This is a genomic window from Paenibacillus violae (assembly GCF_032461945.1).
Taxonomy (GTDB): domain Bacteria; phylum Bacillota; class Bacilli; order Paenibacillales; family NBRC-103111; genus Paenibacillus_E; species Paenibacillus_E violae.
On record NZ_JAWCUD010000010.1, the window covers coordinates 205,242 to 224,452 of the forward strand.

16 protein-coding genes are annotated in these 19,211 nt (G+C 48.3%); 7 read left to right on the forward strand and 9 right to left on the reverse strand.

Going from position 1 to position 19,211, the window contains the following annotated elements:
• Positions 1-232: 232 nt before the first annotated feature.
• Complete coding sequence (locus tag RQP52_RS25705) at positions 233-1,342, reverse strand: winged helix DNA-binding domain-containing protein (RefSeq protein WP_315954479.1); 1,110 nt, start codon at positions 1,340-1,342, stop codon at positions 233-235.
• Positions 1,343-1,503: 161 nt separating this feature from the next.
• On the opposite strand from RQP52_RS25705, the gene RQP52_RS25710 reads away from it, so the two are divergent.
• Entirely contained in the window at positions 1,504-1,998 is a 495-nt protein-coding gene (locus RQP52_RS25710; RefSeq protein ID WP_315954480.1) for a CBO0543 family protein, read from the forward strand.
• 72 nt (positions 1,999-2,070) lie between these two features.
• Positions 2,071-2,904, forward strand: a complete 834-nt coding sequence (locus tag RQP52_RS25715) for a DUF72 domain-containing protein (RefSeq protein ID WP_315954481.1) — start codon at positions 2,071-2,073, stop codon at positions 2,902-2,904.
• A 64-nt stretch (positions 2,905-2,968) separates the two neighbouring features.
• On the opposite strand, the gene RQP52_RS25720 is transcribed toward RQP52_RS25715, so the two are convergent.
• A complete protein-coding gene (locus tag RQP52_RS25720) occupies positions 2,969-3,415 on the reverse strand; it encodes a MarR family winged helix-turn-helix transcriptional regulator (protein ID WP_315954482.1) in 447 nt (148 codons plus the stop codon).
• A 197-nt stretch (positions 3,416-3,612) separates the two neighbouring features.
• On the opposite strand from RQP52_RS25720, the gene RQP52_RS25725 reads away from it, so the two are divergent.
• Genes RQP52_RS25725 through RQP52_RS36640 form a run of 5 tightly spaced genes read left to right on the forward strand, consistent with a single transcriptional unit; the run spans position 3,613 to position 9,997 of the window.
• The gene (locus tag RQP52_RS25725; RefSeq protein WP_315954483.1) at positions 3,613-4,050 is read left to right on the forward strand and encodes a MarR family winged helix-turn-helix transcriptional regulator; all 438 of its coding nucleotides are present in this window, start codon (positions 3,613-3,615) and stop codon (positions 4,048-4,050) included.
• A complete protein-coding gene (locus RQP52_RS25730) occupies positions 4,047-4,706 on the forward strand; it encodes an efflux RND transporter periplasmic adaptor subunit (protein WP_315954484.1) in 660 nt (219 codons plus the stop codon). The genes RQP52_RS25725 and RQP52_RS25730 overlap by 4 nt, the downstream gene beginning before the upstream one ends.
• 21 nt (positions 4,707-4,727) lie before the next feature.
• Positions 4,728-6,044, forward strand: a complete 1,317-nt coding sequence (locus RQP52_RS25735; protein WP_315954485.1) for an efflux RND transporter periplasmic adaptor subunit — start codon at positions 4,728-4,730, stop codon at positions 6,042-6,044.
• 11 nt (positions 6,045-6,055) lie between these two features.
• Complete coding sequence (locus RQP52_RS25740) at positions 6,056-7,621, forward strand: DHA2 family efflux MFS transporter permease subunit (RefSeq protein WP_315954486.1); 1,566 nt, start codon at positions 6,056-6,058, stop codon at positions 7,619-7,621.
• Positions 7,622-7,672: 51 nt separating this feature from the next.
• Positions 7,673-9,997, forward strand: a complete 2,325-nt coding sequence (locus RQP52_RS36640) for an S-layer homology domain-containing protein (protein ID WP_315954487.1) — start codon at positions 7,673-7,675, stop codon at positions 9,995-9,997.
• 455 nt (positions 9,998-10,452) lie between these two features.
• Here RQP52_RS36640 and dgoD read toward each other — a convergent pair whose 3' ends face one another.
• The 7 genes from dgoD to RQP52_RS25780 all read right to left on the reverse strand — a co-directional run bounded on the left by dgoD (position 10,453) and on the right by RQP52_RS25780 (position 18,900).
• Positions 10,453-11,601, reverse strand: a complete 1,149-nt coding sequence (gene dgoD, locus RQP52_RS25750) for a galactonate dehydratase (RefSeq protein WP_315954488.1) — start codon at positions 11,599-11,601, stop codon at positions 10,453-10,455.
• Between the two features lie 32 nt (positions 11,602-11,633).
• Entirely contained in the window at positions 11,634-12,266 is a 633-nt protein-coding gene (locus RQP52_RS25755) for a bifunctional 4-hydroxy-2-oxoglutarate aldolase/2-dehydro-3-deoxy-phosphogluconate aldolase (RefSeq protein ID WP_315954489.1), read from the reverse strand.
• Positions 12,267-12,284: 18 nt separating this feature from the next.
• The gene (locus RQP52_RS25760) at positions 12,285-13,901 is read right to left on the reverse strand and encodes a response regulator (protein WP_315954490.1); all 1,617 of its coding nucleotides are present in this window, start codon (positions 13,899-13,901) and stop codon (positions 12,285-12,287) included.
• Positions 13,898-15,658: a sensor histidine kinase gene (locus RQP52_RS25765; protein ID WP_315954491.1), complete on the reverse strand. Its 1,761-nt coding sequence runs from the start codon at positions 15,656-15,658 to the stop codon at positions 13,898-13,900. The genes RQP52_RS25760 and RQP52_RS25765 overlap by 4 nt, the downstream gene beginning before the upstream one ends.
• A gap of 116 nt (positions 15,659-15,774) precedes the next feature.
• The gene (locus tag RQP52_RS25770) at positions 15,775-16,590 is read right to left on the reverse strand and encodes a carbohydrate ABC transporter permease (protein ID WP_315954492.1); all 816 of its coding nucleotides are present in this window, start codon (positions 16,588-16,590) and stop codon (positions 15,775-15,777) included.
• Positions 16,587-17,471: a carbohydrate ABC transporter permease gene (locus RQP52_RS25775; RefSeq protein WP_315954493.1), complete on the reverse strand. Its 885-nt coding sequence runs from the start codon at positions 17,469-17,471 to the stop codon at positions 16,587-16,589. Before RQP52_RS25775 ends, RQP52_RS25770 begins: the two co-directional genes overlap by 4 nt.
• 79 nt (positions 17,472-17,550) lie before the next feature.
• Complete coding sequence (locus RQP52_RS25780) at positions 17,551-18,900, reverse strand: ABC transporter substrate-binding protein (protein ID WP_315954494.1); 1,350 nt, start codon at positions 18,898-18,900, stop codon at positions 17,551-17,553.
• Between the last annotated feature and the right edge of the window lie 311 nt (positions 18,901-19,211).

Below are 19,211 nucleotides of genomic sequence, written 5' to 3' on the forward strand. Positions count from 1 at the left end.
GCCAAAATGGGCTCATTTCTAGGTGAGATGGAACTACAGGGCCTTATTTCGCATAATGAACTTGTATTTTGGCCAATTTTGCTAAAATAGCGGAACGTAGTTCCCACTAACCTGAAGAATCGGCTGTATCGTGAAAAATAGCGGACCACAGTTCCCCCTACCCCAAGATAACTACTCATATGGCCTAGAAGGCTGTCTCAAAGGTTGTTTCCGACCTTGTGGGGCAGCCTTTTTAGTTATAGCAAATTTCCACGGACTCGGCCTCAGGAAAATGAAAGGCGCAGAGCCCCTCAGCCTCTGCTTCAACACTAGCTCGTTCTGACGAGGAAATGACGCGGAATAGCGTGATTGTTAACACGCACACTTTTCGTTTGTGCATCACAATGGACCAAGTGCCGCTGACAAAACCGTCAATAAGCAGCGCTGCGCGAATGATGCCGTTATACGTAAACACACGCTGCTTCAGCTCCTCCGCCATAATGCGGGAGCGGTCGTCGTAGGATAGCAGCATGTTGTCGAACTCCCCCAAGAAGCGAGGGGGAGCAGGCGTGCTAGCGTCCGGCCGTGGCGCCTCCGGCAGGTCGAACAGCTCACTGCCGTGCTCGTCGCGAAAGACGAGCAGGCCGGGGCGCAGCCGCTCCATGACCTCGCGCAGCCGGGTCAGCCCGGACCATACCTGCATATCCTTCACAGATGCAGGCCCAAATGCCGCCAAGTAGCGCAGCAACATGGCATCCACACTGGCCGCCTCCGCCAGCGGGCGGCTAAGCCACGCCTCCGCGGTCGTGTGGGCCGCCTGCCCGGCGGCTCCCCAGATGCCTCGCGGAGGCACCTGAACCAGCGGCAAGCGGCAGCGCACCGCTTGCGCCAAGGCCGTGGCGTCGCGCTGCGGCCACTGGGCCCTCAGGCGCTTGCCGAGCTCACCTAGCGTGAGCGGCTGCGCCTCAAGCAGCGCTCGCCCGGCGGCGGCAAGCGCGTCCAGGTCCAGTTCGGCAAGCTTCTTGCCGAACGCGCCTTGCAAGCCGCGATCCTGCACGGCTTGCAGGATCGGGCGCAGCGTCACGCAGTCGTCTGCCGTGACGAGGTGGATCGTCGAGCGCATCAAGGCGATGCGCACGATGCTTCGATCCAGGATGAGCTGCGACAGCTGCTCATGGTGAAAGCTTTGCAGGCGGGTCCACAACCCCACGTAGGGTGGGTTGGGGGCTTGCGCTTGCAGCCCGACGAGGTGCCGGACCGCCGCGAGGACAGGCATGTCCGATCGCCGCAGCAGCAGCTGCCGAGCCAGGAGCGCCCGGTTGAGGTCGCGTCGGCTGAGGATTTTATCCATATGTTCAGTCATGCATAGGCCTCCTACACGCTTTTATTTCAATATATAGCAAGCTCACTAACAGCAGTATGTCATAGTTGGTGCATGTCACAAAATGTATAATTTTGTAACTTATTTGTATATAATTGTAAATTATTTGTATAATAGATACAACGAGAAGGAGACATGTCGTTATGCACTTATTTGTGGCTATTTTCAGTGTTTGGGCTTCGTATCGATGGGGCGATTGGCGGAACTGGCAGAAGTATCAACCTACGATGATGTATTTCGCTATTGGTAATTTATTATACAACTATTTATGCGCTGAGCGTATGCTCTGGACGCTGACTCCCGACTGGTTCGGGGATACAGGCCTCACGGAATTGATTTACACCTTTCTTACTTTCCCAGCCACGGCACTCTTGTTTCTGACGAATTTCCCGCAGGGCCGGATGAAGGTCTTTTTTCACTATGTCCAATGGGTGCTCATCTATGGCGGGGTGGAGTACATCTACTCTTTGACGGGTAGAATCGAGTATCAATACGGCTGGTCTTTAGGATGGTCAATTATTTTTAATATCATCATGTTTCCTATGCTCAAATTGTTTTCGGTCAAACCTCTATTAGCTTATGGTTTTTCAATGCTGTTGACGGTTTTTTGGATGAAAATGTTTCATGTTTCGTTCTAGACCCCTTAGTTGTCCAACTCCCCTTCAAAAAGCTACAATAAAAGAAAATCAGCGATGTAAGGGGAACTTACAATGATCAATATCGGTCTCGCCGGATGGGGCGATCACGAGCTGGGCGGCAGTAGAGGGAAGCTGCGGGAGTACGGCGCACACTTTCCGGTTGTGGAGGTGGACACTTCGTTTTACGCGATTCAGCCGGAACGCAACTACATGAAGTGGAATCAAGAGACTCCGGAAGGATTCGGATTCATCATTAAGGCGTACCAGGGAATGACGGGGCATTTGCGGGGAGCGAATCCTTTTGCCGGCGGGATCGGAGAGATGTTTGAGACTTTCTTGCAGTCGATTCGACCCGTTCAAGAAACGGGTAAGCTGAAGACGGTTCTGTTCCAATATCCACCCTGGTTCGATTGCAGCAAAGCTAATGTGGATGTGCTGCGCGATGCGAGAGAACGCATGGGGGATGTGCCTGTAGCTCTGGAATTCCGCCATCAGAGCTGGTTCAAAGAGGACATGCAGGAGAAGACGCTCACATTCATGAAGCGCGAAGGTTGGATGCATAGCATCTGTGACGAGCCGCAGGCGGGAGTGGGCTCCGTTCCTACGGTGCTGGAGGTCACGCATCCTGATATGACAATGGTACGATTCCACGGACGGAATGTCGGCGGTTGGGTGCAAAACAACGAAGCAAATTGGCGCGATGTGCGATATTTATACGACTACAATCAACAGGAATTATTGGAATGGAAGGATTGGCTTATGCAACTTCAGGAGAAGACACGGGAAGTCTGTGTGGTGTTCAACAACAACTCGGGTGGACACGCGGCTGGGAATGCTAAGCAGTTGATGGCGATGCTGGGGCTTGATTATGAAGGGCTGGCACCGAGGCAGCTGGATTTGTTTTAAAGGTTTCACTTTACATGAGGTCACCGGATGTTTCTGGTCGACCTCTTTTTTTGCCCAACTAGGATTAGTTGGGCTCTTTGGCACGACTTTCATTGATTGTAATATTGAATTTTCGTAACAATTGTGCGAATGTTTGGCATTCTTCATCTGACCATTCTTTTAGTACTTCCTTGAATCGGACCGACCTTGCCTTTTTATATTCATCTAATTCATGTTTACCCAAATCCGTTATGTGTAAGGTATATGCCCTTCGATCTTGGGGGTCAGGTATTCTGTACACGTATTCTTTCTGCTCTAATGAAGATGCTTGCCTACTGACGGTGGAGATATCCAATTGAAAAATATCCGCCAATGCTTTTACGCCAGCGCAGCCATGAGCTGATATTTGGTGTAACAACAGATAAGCGGAGCGATCGATATTACCGAATTTCTTGTCGGATGACAAAGACGTGAGGCGGCGAACAAATATGGCCATTTCAAGTTCTATGATCTCCAATGAATCTATTTTCATACTTCTTCACCCCATTAGCTATATGAACTATGGTAACATACCCAACTCCAATTTTGAATCTGAAAAGAGGCTGAAAATGATGATTGACAACCCTCTATAAAGTTGTATAATACAACAATGTAGTTTTATGATACAACTTGTTTTTGGGGGAGTCAATGTGGCTCTTCAATTCTATTCGTCTGAAATGAGGTGTGTGGATGTATCTTGAGACCAATATTGCTAAACTTCTGAGGCAATTGACGAGATACCATAAAGAGTCGTTAGCTAAAAGGATTAATTGTTTGGGATTAACACCTCCCCAATTCATGACGTTGTGTCAAATTAAGAAGGAGCCCAAGACGATCGGGCAGATTGTCGACGCTGTTGATTTATCTTACAGTACCGTGTCGGGTATCATAGATCGGCTTGAACGCGATGGTTGGCTTGAACGTGTGAAAGACGAAGTGGATCGCCGCGTGACTTGGATTTATATGTCTGAGAAGAAACTGGCAAGGTTTGAGGAAAATACTTTTTTTCAAGAAGCTAATTATTCTAAGTTTTTAAATGGATTCTCAGAAGAAGAATTAGTCACTATTCATAATTCTTTCGATTTGATTACAAGACATTTGGAAAAGAAGGTTGAGGAGAAATCATGAAGCGTAAAGTAATGTTGTATATCATATTGACCGCTTTGGTCATCGTCGGCGGAGGAATCGGCGGTTATTTTTGGTATGAAGGCCAAAACTACCTAACTACGGATGACTCAAGGCTTGCCGGAGACATCTATAAAGTAATGCCGCGAATTACCGGAAAAGTGACTTCGTTGCAAGTTAGCGAAGGAGATCATGTGTTGGCCGATCAGATTATTGGGCAGCAAGACAATAATAATTTGCCCACAAGCAGCCTCGATCAAGCGGCACTACGCTCGCCAATTGAAGGAACTGTCATTAAAACTTTGGTTAAAGCCGGAGAAGTCTCCTCACCAGGTCAAACGGTAGCGATGGTCGTAGATACGAACAAGTTGTACGTGTCGGCCAATGTGGAGGAAACAGAGATTCATAAGGTCAAGGAAGGCGAAGTTGTAGAGATCAATTTGGACAATTTCCCTGGCAAAGTGCTGCTAGGCAAAGTGCAAGAAATTAGTAAAGCCACTGCGTCGACCTTTTCGCTGCTGCCTGCTACGAATACAAGCGGGAATTTTACAAAAGTCACCCAACGTATCCCTATCAAAATTTCGATCGATGACAATCAAGGGCTTGAATTATCACCCGGAATTAGCACTTCAATCAAAATTCATTTGAAGGGCAACTAAAACAAGAGGAGTTAGTCGACGATGCGTAAACGAAAACAAATAATCGTTCCAGCGATTCTCATATTGGCAGCTATTGTGATCCTTCCTGGATGTGGCGCCAAAGTTTCAGGTCAAGCGGATTCCGCAGCCGTACCGATTCAAGTTATTAAAGTGGGTCAACCTGCAACTGCAGGCTTAAGTGGTAAAGTTATTCCGGATCAGGATATTAAAATTGTATCCAAAGTAGCTGGTAAAGTTGCCAACGTAAACGTGCAAGAAGGCAGTAAAGTCAAACAAGGCGATGTGTTGGTTCAACTGGAAACAAGTGATCTAACGCAGCAAGTGAAACAAGCGGAATCTGCCCTCGTTGCGGCGCAAGCGAAACTTGTTGATACAAAAGCAGGTGCCCGTTCCCAGGAGATTCAAGGGCTTCAAAGCGCAGTTAGCGCAGCTCAAGGGGCTTATCAACAGGCAACCGCGGCGATGGAGCAAGCCAAAGCAGGACTCGATCTCGCTACAAGCACTTATAACCGTTTGAGAAATTCTTACGACAGCAATTCTGGTGTAACGCAAGAAGATTTGGATAAAGGAACACTTGATTATGAGAAAGCGAAAGCTGCCTCTGAACAAGCACAAGGCGCTCAAAAAGCGGCTGAAGCACAACTCCAAGGAGCAGAAGCTAAGCTGCAATTGGCTAAAGTAGGACCAACAGATAATACGATTTCAGCGCTTCAGGCTGATGTTGACCGTTTGAATGCAGGTTTGGAACTTGCTAACAGCGGTTTGAGCAATGCGACAATTACCGCGCCAATCGACGGACTTATTGTCAAAAAAAGCATTTCCGTGGGTGAACTCGCTCAACCGGGCGTGCAAATCCTCTCTCTGGTGAACATGGATCAAGTTCAAGTGGAACTAAGTGTGTCCGACAGCCAGATCACACAAGTGAAGGCCGGCATGCAGGTAGACGTTGCGATTCAAAACTTGCCGAATCAAACTTTTAAAGGCGAGATTTCTTTCGTAAGTCCCGTTGCCAACGCGAACAGCAACACGTTCCCTGTCAAAGTGAAGGTAGACAACAAAGATGGTTTGCTTTTTGCAGGTATGGTGGCGGAAGTTAAACTGAACGCTGCTCAAGAAAGCCGTTTGGAAGTTCCGAAAAGCGCAATTATTAAAAAAGATCAAAAAGAGTATGTATTCATCGTAACTGACAACACAGCTCACCTCGTTGAAGTAAAAACGGAGGAGAAAAACCAGGATTGGTCGTACGTGCTGCCTACGGATAAATTAAAGGCGAATGAACAAATTGTCGTGAATCCTGCAGACAAGATTGCTGAAGGCACGAAGGTAAAAGCCGAATAGGAGGCGCAGCTATGGCCGATGCATCGGCAGTAAAACAACAAGAATCAGAAGGCTCCGGTAAAATGTGGCTGTCGCTTATCGCCATCGTCATGGGTACCTTCGTTGCCGTTCTGAACAGCAGCTTAATGAATGTAGCTATGAACAAATTCGTTGCCGTATTCGGCTCGGATATTAATACGATGCAGTGGGTCATTACGGGATATACCTTGGCATCTGCGATGGTTATTCCGATGAGCGGCTTTCTCGGTGCCAAATTCGGAAATAAAAATATATTTATTTTCTCTGTAGCCGGGTTTACCTTATTTTCCGTAGTTTGCGGTCTGGCTTGGAGTTCTAGTACAATGATCTTGTTCCGAATCATTCAAGGTTTTGCCGGCGGATTTATTATGCCAATCGGGATGTCCATTATTTATACCACGTTTCCCCGGGAGAAAACCGGTACGGCCATTGGCCTGTGGGGGGTAGCCGCGATGTGTGCCCCTGCACTCGGGCCGACGTTCGGCGGATATCTAATCCAGAATTACAGCTGGAGATTACTCTTTTTCATTAATGTACCTATTGGGATTCTTGCTGTCATACTTGGGAAGGTCTTGCTGAAAGAATCTCCGCGAAGAGAAGGATTGAAATTCGACTTAACCGGAGCTATTCTGTCCATGGTCTTCTTCGGAAGTCTGCTATTGGCGCTAAGTAAAGGCCAGCAGCAAGGATGGACTTCTTTATTCATCATTAGTTTGCTGTTTGTTGCATTCTTCAGTTTGCTGCTCTTGATCTGGGTGGAGCTCGGAGTCGAACAGCCTGTGCTTGACTTGAAGCTTTTTAAAAATTTAAAATTTGCCATTAGCGTTATTGCAGGTAGTTTAGTTATGATGGGTATGATGGGCGGTACGTTCTTGACCCCTTTATATCTCCAGAATATTCAAGGGCTCTCCGCCATGCAGACCGGGCTTGTGATGATGCCGCAGTCCATCGCGATGGCGCTTATGATGCCGATCAGTGGCAAGCTCGCCGATAAATTCGGGATTGTCCCTTTGTGTATCACGGGTCTTACCATCCTTGGTGTCACGACATTGGATCTGCACCATCTCACGACGGATACGCCTAACCATTGGCTAAATACCATATTAACGATCCGCGGTATCGGAATTGGGCTTTGTATGATGCCACTAACTACAGCGGGTATGCGTGCGGTATCTCCACAGCAGGTAGGGAATGCTTCACCGCTATCCAACGTTGTGCGTCAAGTAGCTGGTTCCCTGGGGATTGCCATCTTTACGGCGCTTATGAGCAATCGTCAAATTCTTCACTTTCAACACATCAGCGATAATGTGCCGGTTGATTCGGTTTCAGCGAATAATACGGTATCCATGCTCTCAGGCTCCATTTATTCATGGTCGGTAGATATGGCAACAGCCTCAGGAACTGCGGCTAGCTATCTAGCCGGCATCATGCAAAAAGAGTCATTAGTCAGGTCAATCGCCGATACGTTCTATATTTCTGCTATGCCTGCTTTTATATGTATCCCTTTCGTCCTTTTCTTTATCCAGAGAAAAAAGGCGCCAACCGAGGTCAAAAAGTAAATGATTTGATGATATCCAGATTTATATCCAGCTTTTGAGAGGAGTACGACAATGAAGAAAAGTTTATCCGTTATCGTGAGCTCAGCTATGGCTGTTACTTTATTTGCATCTGTAGCTCTAGGTGCGACTGGCGCTAAATCCTCAGCGGATTTCAGTGATTTAAATGGGCTTGATGCGGGAACCAAAGCTAAATTTGATGCGATGATTTCCGCAGGTATTTTTGATGGAGTAAGCAATGGCGTTTTTGGCCTTCATGATAAAATGAACCGTGCGCAATTCGCCAAAGTGGCGGCTTTAATTTTCGGATTGAAGGTAAATTCAACTTTGCAGGTATCTAGTTTCAGCGATGTGAGCAGCTCAGATCCGGCAAATGGTTATGCTCTACCTTATATCGAAGCGTTGAAAGCTGCTAACCTTACCGACGGCTTTGGCCAAGGCACCTACAACCCGGCAGGCGAAGTTACGAAAGAGCAGCTGGCCGCCTTCCTACTTCGGGGATTGAATAAAGATGCCCAAGCTAAAGGAACTACAGGGGTTAATGATAACACCGTCTCCAGTTGGGCCAAAGGTTATGCCGCGTTGGCGATTCAATTGAACCTGCTCAGCAACCAAGCTGACGGTACATTCGGGGGAACCCAACCTGCGACACGCGACCTGTTGGTTACTTCCTCTTATGCAGCGAAGCAGCAATTTGTACCTGGGAGTATACCTTCCGGACAGCATTCGGAAATCCATGCAGAAGACCTGAAAGCCTATAGTCTTCCAGGAGGTTCACAGGCTCAAGTCAAGAGTGTTCTACAGGAAAAAACAACAGATGGTTGGAGAGTTGGAACCGTCGTTAAGCTAACCAATTCGTCCAATTCCACGATACGTGTTCCTGATTACGAGTTGCGTGTCAGAACGTCAGACGGCACGGACTACACGTTAGTGCCAAGCGCAAGCAACGCTCGTTCGATTTTGCCTCAGAGTGATGTGACACTTAGTTATATGACCGATATTAATGTAAAGTCGGACGTAAGTTTAACGGATGTTCTTTGGATCGATGTGGATACAAAAGTATATCCTAAGCAGGAAACGCTGCTTGCGGATTCTCCTGTTGGATCGATTGTATGGCGCGGTAATGATGCTGTGATCAATGATGCTTCGCTCATGGGAGAGTGGGGAGCTACCTTCTCCATTCCAGGCGTGACTTCATCTTTGAAATATTCGGCGACAAGTTTGTCCAAGCAGTTCTCGGGGCAATCGCCAACCTATATCGTACAAGTGAAAGTTCAGAACTCGGGAAGTTATGCGGAAACCATTCCGGATTTTACGCTTAGCGGGAAATCGAATGGACAATCTTTTATTGGAAAAAGAGTTGAGGAATCCCCAATAACTCTGAATGCGGGAGAACAGAAATATATCCATTTTGCGGTTACGACGGAAGCAAGTACGCAATTGAATGCTTTCTATGTTCTTACACCTGAAAGTTTCTTGAAACAAGGCCAAACAACGCCGCTTCAATACTATACAGGACGCATTGGATTCGGACTTCCGGCTAATGGCGGAACAGAAACAAGCACAGTCCCTTCCGGAGGCAACTATACATTTGGTACACCGATGGTATTCGAGCAAGGGAATGAGTTCATCAATCCTAATCTGGCTGTATCGTTAGAAGAATTGCATGTGACGAATAACGAAGAAACCGGAAATAAAACGGGATTAGCGAAGTTCAAGCTGGTTAATAAAGGTGATAAGCCGATTCCTGTACCGGCTTTAGCCGCGGATTTAACAGGGAAAGATGGTTTCACGTATACAGGAAGCCGTCAAACGTTAGGTACTTCGGACATCGCTCCTGGAACTGGTGTCGTAGTTAGCTATGGCTATACCATTCCATCGACAGACCAAAGTGATCAGTACAAACTGAATGTGCAGGGTGTCCTTGCAGGAGCTTCGCAAGGCCAAACGGGTTATAAATCCACCATTGCCAGCTACACGGTCAGCACGCAAAGCGACAATGATCATAACAATGTTTCCTTATATCCATTCAAGTTGAACATCAAAAGCTGGACTTTATCTCAGCTGACGATAACAACTCCGTCCTTATCTTATTCCTACAAATTAAATCTTGATTTGGACATTACACGTGACCCTGAAGTCCTTGTAGATAATAACTTCTCCAAATTGAAATTTGAATTGGTTGATGGTTCCGGAAGTTCATTGGGATCGAGTTCGTTCCCTTTCAGCGGAACAAATCGTTTGGTGAGCGGCACGCAATCGCTGAGCTTCAGCAATTTGACGCAAAACCAAGTTCAAAATAATGTTTCCATCAGAGTTTATGAGTCTGTGACTACACCGAATGGTGAGATGGACAGATTTATTACAGAATTGAAATAATCTTTACGATAAAAACAGAGCCCGCGAATTTTGCGTGGCTCTGTTTTTTTTGTTCGAGGGTCTGCCAGCACCTACTGTCGGCGCTAACGGACTGAGATGACGCTATTTGCTGCTTTTGAGGTAGATTCAGCATCTAACGGACTCACGAGCCGCTATTGGCTATGAAAATGCCAAAAACAGCGGCAAAATCCATAAATAGCGCCTCCTCCGTCCGTTAGCACGGGAAATCAGCCGAATTTAGCAGAATAACGGCTGCTGAGTCCGTAATAGAAGAGTGTGGCTGCTCACGTGCTGACGACTGAGTGGCTATTGGCGGGCGGGATTCTTATGCAACCGTCGCCTTGTTCTCGTCGTAAATGGAAAAAGGCTGCCCCACCGGTCTTTACAGACCTTCGGGAGCAGCCTCACGTTATGCCTAATCACCAGAAGAGGGGGAGGAAGCTAGAACCAGGATCCTACCACTCCGCTACCGTACCATCCGCTTGGCGCCAAACGGGATTTTTCCAAGTGTGCCCGATAGCGGCCATTTCACGAACCTTGTCCTCGTTGATTTCGATGCCGAGTCCTGGTGCGGTCAGGTTTTTGACGAAGCCGTCTTCGTATTGGAACACTGCTGGATCCTTCAAATAATCGAGCAAGTCGCTGCCTTGATTGTAGTGAATACCCAAGCTTTGCTCCTGAATGAAAGCGTTCGGGGAGCATGTGTCCAGCTGCAAGCAGGAGGCTAGGGCAATAGGGCCTAACGGGCAATGCGGCGCAACCGCAACGTCGTAAGCTTCCGCCATCGCGGCGATTTTGCGAGTCTCCAGAATGCCTCCGGCATGGGAAAGATCCGGTTGGATAATGTCTACATAGCCTTGCGCCAGCAGATCTTTGAAGCCCCAGCGTGTGTACATGCGCTCGCCGGTTGCGATCGGGCATGAGGTATGGCGGGCGATCTCCCGAAGCGCCTCATTATTTTCCGGCAGAACAGGCTCTTCAATGAACATAGGGCGGTATGGCTCCAGTTCTTTGACGAGGATTTTGGCCATGGACTTATGAATGCGCCCGTGGAAGTCGATGCCAATGCCGACATCCCGGCCGACGGCTTCGCGGACAGCGGCAATACGAGCGATGGCCTCGTCCACTTTGCTGAGCGAGTCGATGTAGTGCATTTCTTCCGTGGCATTCATCTTCACGGCCGTAAAGCCCGCGGCCACCTGCTGTTTGGCCGCCAACCCAACGTCGCTCGGACGGTCGCCGCCGATCCACGAATAAACGCGTGTGCGGTCACGGCACGCACCGCCAAGCAGATCATAAATAGGGGCATTGTAGAATTTCCCCTTAATGTCCCAAAGCGCTTGCTCGATGCCGGAGATCGCGCTGGTCAGAATAGGGCCTCCGCGATAGAAACCGCCGCGGTACAAGACCTGAAACATATCTTCAATCCGCATGGGATCTTGGCCAATGATTTGCTCACTCATCTCCATGACGGCGGCTGCGACTGTATCCGCTTTCCCTTCGACGATCGGCTCGCCCCAACCCGTAATGCCTTCATCGGTTTCGATTTTCAAAAACAACCATCTTGGCGGCACCTTAAACAGTTCTAATTTCGTAATCTTCATGGTAAATTTCCTCTCCCATAACCTAGAATGTCTTACTGGTTTACTGCCGCCATGAGCTGCTCGGCATATGTTGTAATCGCTTTATAATTCCCTTTTTGAATTTCGCTAAGTGAGACCAAACTTCCTCCCACGCCGACGGAAAAAGCGCCTGCTTCGAGATAAGCGGCAGCATTGTCCTTCGTGATTCCGCCAACGGCGAGGAGGTTTACATCGTTCAGAGGTCCTTTTATTTCTTTCAAATAAGAAGGTCCCAAGCTGGAGCAAGGGAATAATTTCACCGTTGATGCCCCGCAGTTCATGGCCTGCACAATTTCTGTCGGAGTAAGGGCTCCCGGAATCGGAAGCACCTCGCTAGCTAAAGCCTTTTCAATCATGCCCTGATCCACATTCGGCGAAATCAGGAACTGGGCGCCGGCCTGAATGGCTTCATCCGCGTAAGCGGCGTTCAGCACGGTGCCGGCACCAATCACCATACGGCCCTCATACTTTTTGCGCATCATTTGGATGATTTGCAATGCATTTGGCGTATTCAGTGTCACTTCGGCTAGTGCGATGCCGCCGCGCTCAAGCGCCTCAAAAAGAGGCTGAGCCTGAGAGGGCTCAATGCCGCGAATGATGGCAATGACCTTTGATTTCTTCAACTGCTGCAAAACTTCCGACGACATACCGTACATCCTCCTTTTTTATGAATATTGATCACGGTACTCCTGCGGGGTCATGCCGTAATGCTTTTTGAAGGCATGGTTGAAGGAGTGGGGACGTTGGTAACCGAGCTGTGTAGCGATTTCGTATATTTTATCGTGACCGTTCTTCAGCAGATAAGCCGCTCGATCCATTCGTACGCGATTGACATAATCGCTGAGGTTATCGCCGGTTTCCAGCTTATAAATTTTAGACACGTAAACAGGGTGCAAAAAGACATGATCGGCAATAGACTGCAGCGAGACATCGTTGGCCAGATGTTGATCGATAAAGGACCTGATGTCATTAATCAAGGTGACACGGCTGTCTTTCCGCTCTTGATCCATGTCTTCTCTCATCCGATGCAAGGAGCGAATTGTCCAATCACGCAGCTGGTTGACCGTACGAAACGGGATGCCTTCGGTCATCCGGTCGTAATCACCGCCGATGAGTTGGTGCAGAGGCCGGCCATTTTTATGAGCAATATAAGCAAAGGCAGACGCTACAGAGAAGTAAACCTCCAGCAAATGCTCCTGAGACTCGGAGAATTTCGCTTCCATTTCATCGAAAATCAGAGTTAGCTTATCCTCCGTATCCTCCCAACGGGCGGCTTCCAGGAGATGATTGAGCGTAGGCGGTTCGTACAGTCTTTGAAGAGCGGAGAGCTCTGGCTGAACGGATTCGTCGCCAAGCCGCATCAACAGCTCATGTTCACTGCCAATTTGTTTGCGAAAAGCGTTCAAAGAGGCGTTATACAGGGAGGTAACCTCACTGGGAAATTGTCCCCAGCTGCTCAGCAGAATGGAGATTTTACCTTTTAAATAATTTTTGACGGCAGATTGCAGGACGGAAGCGGTTCTCTCGAGCCAGGAGGAGTCTTCTTGATCCTCGGCCAGCGGCTTCTTTTTCATCACAAAAATCAAATAATCATGTGCATCTTTCGTGTGCCAGCTATCAAATTTCTCCGCGAACAGCTCCTCGACCATGTTGCTGATGGCATACTCCATAAGGGATAGACGGCTCATATCGTACTCCAGGAAATCTGACTCAAGCCGTATCATCATTAGCACACAGGGGTGTTCATGGAAATCCGGAAGCTCCAGCATCTGCATTTTGTCCCGGAGGGATTGCTCAGTAAGTTTGCGCCCCTGAAGAAGGTCGCTCAGTAAATTTCCCCGCAGCAGAGGGAGGTTTTCCTTCACTGTATAGCTCAATCGCTGCTTGGAGAAAACTTCCTGCCACTCGCTCTGAAGCTTCTCCATGACCCGCCCGACAGCAGCCAGCAAATCCGGTTCGGTCACGGGTTTCAGCAAATAATCCTCGGTACCTTGAAGAATCGCTTCCTTGGCATAGTTGAAATCGGAGTAACCCGATAAGAGAATGCATTTTGTTTTCTGCCATCTGCGGTTTATTTCGGCTATGAGCTGCAAGCCCGATATACCCGGCATTTGAATGTCGGTAAGAACAATATCGATGGAGAATTGCTCCAGGAGCTCCAATGCTTCCTTGCCTGAGTAGGCTTTGAATACTTGTTCAATCCCAATGGATGCCCAGTCAATCGTGGCATGAAGCCGATCTACGACATGAGCTTCGTCATCGACAATCAAAAGTTGAATCATCGTTTGCTCTCCCCGCCAGCTTCCGGAAGGTTCATCTGCGCACCGCGCTTCCAAGTTAACACAGCCTTCAAGCCTCCTTTTTCACCGGGATAAAAAGTAAGCCCTGATCCTTCTCCGAACTGGTAATACAGCCGGTGGTGGACGTTCCAAGTGCCGCAGCCAATGTCATCCGACATTGGGGAATGCAGCTGTTCCAGCAGTCGAGCTAGTCCCGCCTCGTTCAGTCCAGCGCCGTTATCTTCAACGATGACGCGGTTCCAATTCTCATCCTGCTCACCGGTTATGGTGATAAGATCGCCTTCCACGCTGCGTTCGATGCCGTGCAGGATGGCATTCTCCACCAAAGGCTGGAGGATCAGCCGCGGAACCCATTCATCCAGCATATTCACGGGAACAGAAATATCGTATTTCAATCGATGGATACGCAGGTGCTGAATATTCAAGTAGTGGCCGACCAGATCAAGCTCATCTGACAGTTTAACGGCCTGCTTTTCAACCCTGGTCGTATAGCGGTAGAATTCGGCCAAATTTTGCGCCATAGCCACGACAGATTCTTTATCCTCCATCTCGGCTGAATTGATGATGAAGAATAAGGAGTTATACAGAAAGTGCGGATGAATCTGCGATTGCAGCTGCTTCAAGGTGGCTTCGCGGGACCGAATTTTCTCGGCATAGACGTCTTCGACCAGCACTTGAATTTGCTCTGCCATTTCATTGAACCGCTGAATAAGGAAATCAAATTCATTTTTGGCCTTGTAGTGGATGCGGGCGGATAGATCGCCGCGTTTCACCTTTTGTACACTTTGCATCATTTTGCCAATCGGTATTTGTACGTTCCGGTACAGCATGAAAGAAGCAAGCACACTCATAACGAGCAGAAGTCCGATGGTGGTATAGAACAATTTGCGCGTCATGGTAATGGGCGAAAGTATTTTCTCCACAGGCACATAATCGACTAAATACCAGCCTAGCTGAGTGGATTTCACATAGCTGATCAAATACTGCTGACGATCGATCTCGAACTGGACTTGACCGGAGTTGGGAAGGTCCCCATCAAGGGCAAGCTGCTCTCTAATGGCATTCGTAATCTGCTGGTTGGAAGAACTGTTCACAATCAAAGCGTTCCTGCCGTCCACCAAAAAAGGATCGCTCCGTTTATCCTGCTTGTACACGTCCATAAGATTCACCATGTTTTGGACGCTGAACCTTACTTGATAAAGCACATTTGCTTGGTCCACCGTCTGCGCACGAATCGGCTCGCTAATTTCCCGGATGAACGACCCAATCCCTTTGTCGCCTTCCCGTATCTCATAGGTCCAGGTGCGCTGAATGGCTCGATGCCAAGGCCACACATCCGTGCCGTTGACGAAAATGCTGGAGGAAAGCACCTGCTTTCCCTTGGGTATGGCAACCGTGAGTTCATTGACCCAGCCGCTGGAGACGCTTTGCAAGCTGAGTTTTTGAATCATTCGCGATTGTTCTTTCAGCACATCATAGTCCGGTGAATCGCTCCGATTAATATATTCCCTCATATAAGGATCGCTCCCGAGAATGACGGGGGACATGGCCAGCCGCTCCACATCCGCATCCAGTTGATGCATGAAGAAGGAGAGCTGATTTAAATTTGAAGACTGAATCTGATCCTGCACAACGTTATTCGTAATCCGGTTCGTATAGCTGTACAGCAGCACGATAGGAATGAGCAGTAAGATCAACATGATTAAGATTTTGCTGAAAATATTCAATTTATAGGGCATGCCAAATCACCTTCCGGGTCCGCTAAGCGTTATAACTTAGAGTATACGCCTACGAGAGAAGTCCTCCAAATGAAGGAACCTCTCTCGTCATTGTATCCAGGGATAACCCTTCGGAATTAACCTTTTACAGCACCTGCGGAAAGCCCGCTGACAACATAGCGCTGCGAAACTAAAGCGATAATCAGCACCGGAAGCGTAATGATGCAGGCTGCGGCCATAAGAGCGCCCCAATTAATCTCCGAATAAGACATGAAGTTAAATACGGCGATCGGCAGCGTCTTCGTTTTGTCCCCGGCCAGAATGACAGAGAACATGAAATTGTTCCACGAGAAGATAAATGAAAGCAGAGATGCCGTAATTACGCCAGGCCCGGAGATCGGGAGAATAATCCGCAAGAAAACCTGATGATGTGTACAGCCGTCAATAAGGCCGGATTCTTCGATTTCCGTTGGCAAAGCTTCGAAGAAGGAGATCATAATCCAGATAATAAAAGGCAAACCGACGAGCATGTGGCTTAGAATAAGGGCCGTATACGTGTCCACCAAGTGGATTTTGGAAAATAAAATGAACCAAGGGATCAGGAACGTAATCCCAGGGATGATTCTCGCAACTAGAATGAGAAGCCCAAGCTTTTGAAGGTGATGTCTTGCAATTGCATAGGCTGCCGGAAGGCCCAGAATAAGGGACAGCAGCGTCGAACCGAAGGCAACAAGGAAGCTGTTCCAAATGAATTTCAAGAAATCGTATTCCTTGAACACACTGACATAGTTATGAAAAGTCGGTTTGAAAATAAACAATGAGCCGGTCGACAAAATTTGCGATTGTGTTTTAAAGGAGGCGAGCAGCATCCAGACAAACGGGAATGCAAAAACAATCAACACGATGAAGGTGAGCAGGGTTTGGAGCAATCGTGAACCTCTTTTTTTCTTCATGAAGTGGCTCCCTCCATTCGTTTGCGCATCCAAATCATAAATAACGTAAGGCCCATCACTAACGCGAAGAAGATGACAAGCAGGGACGACGCCATACCGAGCTTGAAGTATTGGAAGCCAAGTACATAGCCGTAAAGATTCAGTGTCTCCGAAGCGAAGTTCGGTCCGCCTTGGGTTGTTGCGTAGATGATGTCGAATGTTTTCAATACGTCGATCAAGCGGAGCATAGCCGCCACAATAATCGTTGGTCTTAAAAGCGGAAGTGTGATGGAAACGAACTTTCTCCATGTACTTGCGCCGTCCACATCAGCGGCTTCATAAGGGTCGGTTGGCAGTGTAGCCAACCCGGCCATGATGATGAGCGCAATCATCGGCGTCCATTCCCAGACATCTACGATGACCAGAGAAGGAATAACCTGATTGGGAGAAGCCAGCCATAGCAGGGGTTCTAGCCCTAATGATTTGAGCATCATGTTGGCGACGCCGATTGTCGGCTCATATATCAGCATCCAGACCAAGCCCATGGCGACCGGTGTGGCGACCATCGGGAGCAAGAACACTGTTTTGACGAGGTTCTTCCCGCGAAACTCTCTGGAAAGCAGCAAAGCGATGGCGATGCCAAGGATAACCTCCAAAGCGAGTGCTGCAAAGGTAAAATAAAATGTCGAGCCTGCGGCATGCCAGAAGCGCTCGTCTTTTAGTAAAGCTGTGTAGTTGGCTAAGCCCACCCACAGGGGTGGCGTCGTAGCGGACATGCTCCACTCGTAAAAGCTGATGCGCACCGTGTAGATGATGGGAAACAGCATCATGAGCAGGACGAAGATGACGGCCGGAAGGGTATAAATCCATTTTAAGTTGCGGTTAAACCAGCTGTATTGCACCTGAAGTCACCCTTTCTGATGTTCGGATTGAAAGGAAAAAGGGTCATCAGATGACCCTTTTCACCCATCAAACACCTATTTATCTCGTTTTATCTTTATCTATGATTGTTTGCAGCGCTTGGTTAGCTTTATCTGCAACCGGTTGGATGTTGGTTTCGCCGGACATCACCTTCTGCACGATTTCACCAACCGCATCACGAGCTTCACCTACGCTGATAACCGTTGGACGGTCGTGGTCAACACCTGTTTTGGCGCTTTCCTTGATGATCGGAACTAGCTCTGCAGGGAATCCGGTCGTACCTTCCGGTTTATCCCATACCGAAGCGCGGGCGCCGGGGTTGCCTTTTTGCTGTGTTTTCAGCACGACATCTTTGCTTGTCGCCCATTGGATGAAGGCCCAAGTTGCATCTTTATTGCCGGATTTGGCATTCATGGCAAGTCCCCAAGATGTGATGCTGTAAGGCTTGGAGCCTGCTTTGCCGCCAGGGAATACTGCGAATCCAACTTGGTCAGCTACTTTAGACTTGGCAGGATCCGTTGCATTCTGGTACAAGGAGTTGGCATCCGTTAAGAAAGCAACCTTTCCTTGTGCGAAAATACCAAAGGCTTGCGGCCAGGACATGTTAAGCACACCTGGAGGTGCGTAGTCTTTCAGCAGCGTACCGTATGTGGTAAAAGCTTTGATCGCTTCAGGCGTATTGATGCTGGCTTTCTCGCTAGTCGTGAAGTCCGCTCCTTCCGAGTACAGGAAGGACGACACCTGCGTGACGAGCGGTGAGCGCTGGCCCCTTGCGACGAATCCGTACATTTCGTTTTTCGGATCGTGTAATTTTTTCACTGCAGCATTAAGCTCATCTAATGTTTTCGGTACGGCGATGCCGGCCTTTTGCAGCAAGTCCTTGCGGTAGTACAAAATCTCTTGCTCCGTAATAATCGGAATGCCCGCTAATTTGGATTCAACCGTTGTGGAGCCGATAGCTGATTTGGAGAAATCGTTGAAATCGTAATCCTTGGCTTTTTGCGCATAGTCATCTAAAGGCTGCACCCAACCGTTTTTGTAAAAAAGCTTACCTTCCTGAAGCGGTCGGTACATGAAAACGTCAGGCGTTGCGGAGCCGGATGTGAATTGAACCGTCAGCTTTTGTGTGAGCTGATCTTCGAAAAAGCTTTCGACATTCACCTTGATGCCTGTTTCCTTCTCGAAATCCGGCAGCAAAGGCTTGATGGCATCTGCCCAAGGGTGGTTGGCCGTAACGAGCGAGATCGTTTTACCTGCGAACGGCTTTGCGTTAGCGGTTGCAGCAGCACCGGCGCTTGGCTGAGTAGATGGCTGTGTCGTGTTCGATGTACTTCCGCAGCCTGCTAATACCGTTGCAGCCATAACAGCCGTCGTGCCAACGCCAATCCATTGTTTGAATGATTTTTTCATCTAATATGTGACCTCCCATGTACTTAGAAATGACTGTGTTTACATCTCTAAGAGTACCTGAATCCTGTAGGGTGTTGATATAACTAAGATTTAAGATGGATAACTACGGCTGAAGGTAATTCGTGTTAGGGATAGGGTGCCCTGATTGAAAGCATAAAAAAAGCCCTATTAGGAGGGCAATTCTTAAGTGAATAGACATACTTCACTTAGTTGCAACCCAATAGGGCGTTACGCTTGCACTTCTCTCGCGCTGCTGGCAGTTTTACTTTTTCGTTCTTTTAACGTAATTGAGAGTTAAACCAATAATGTTC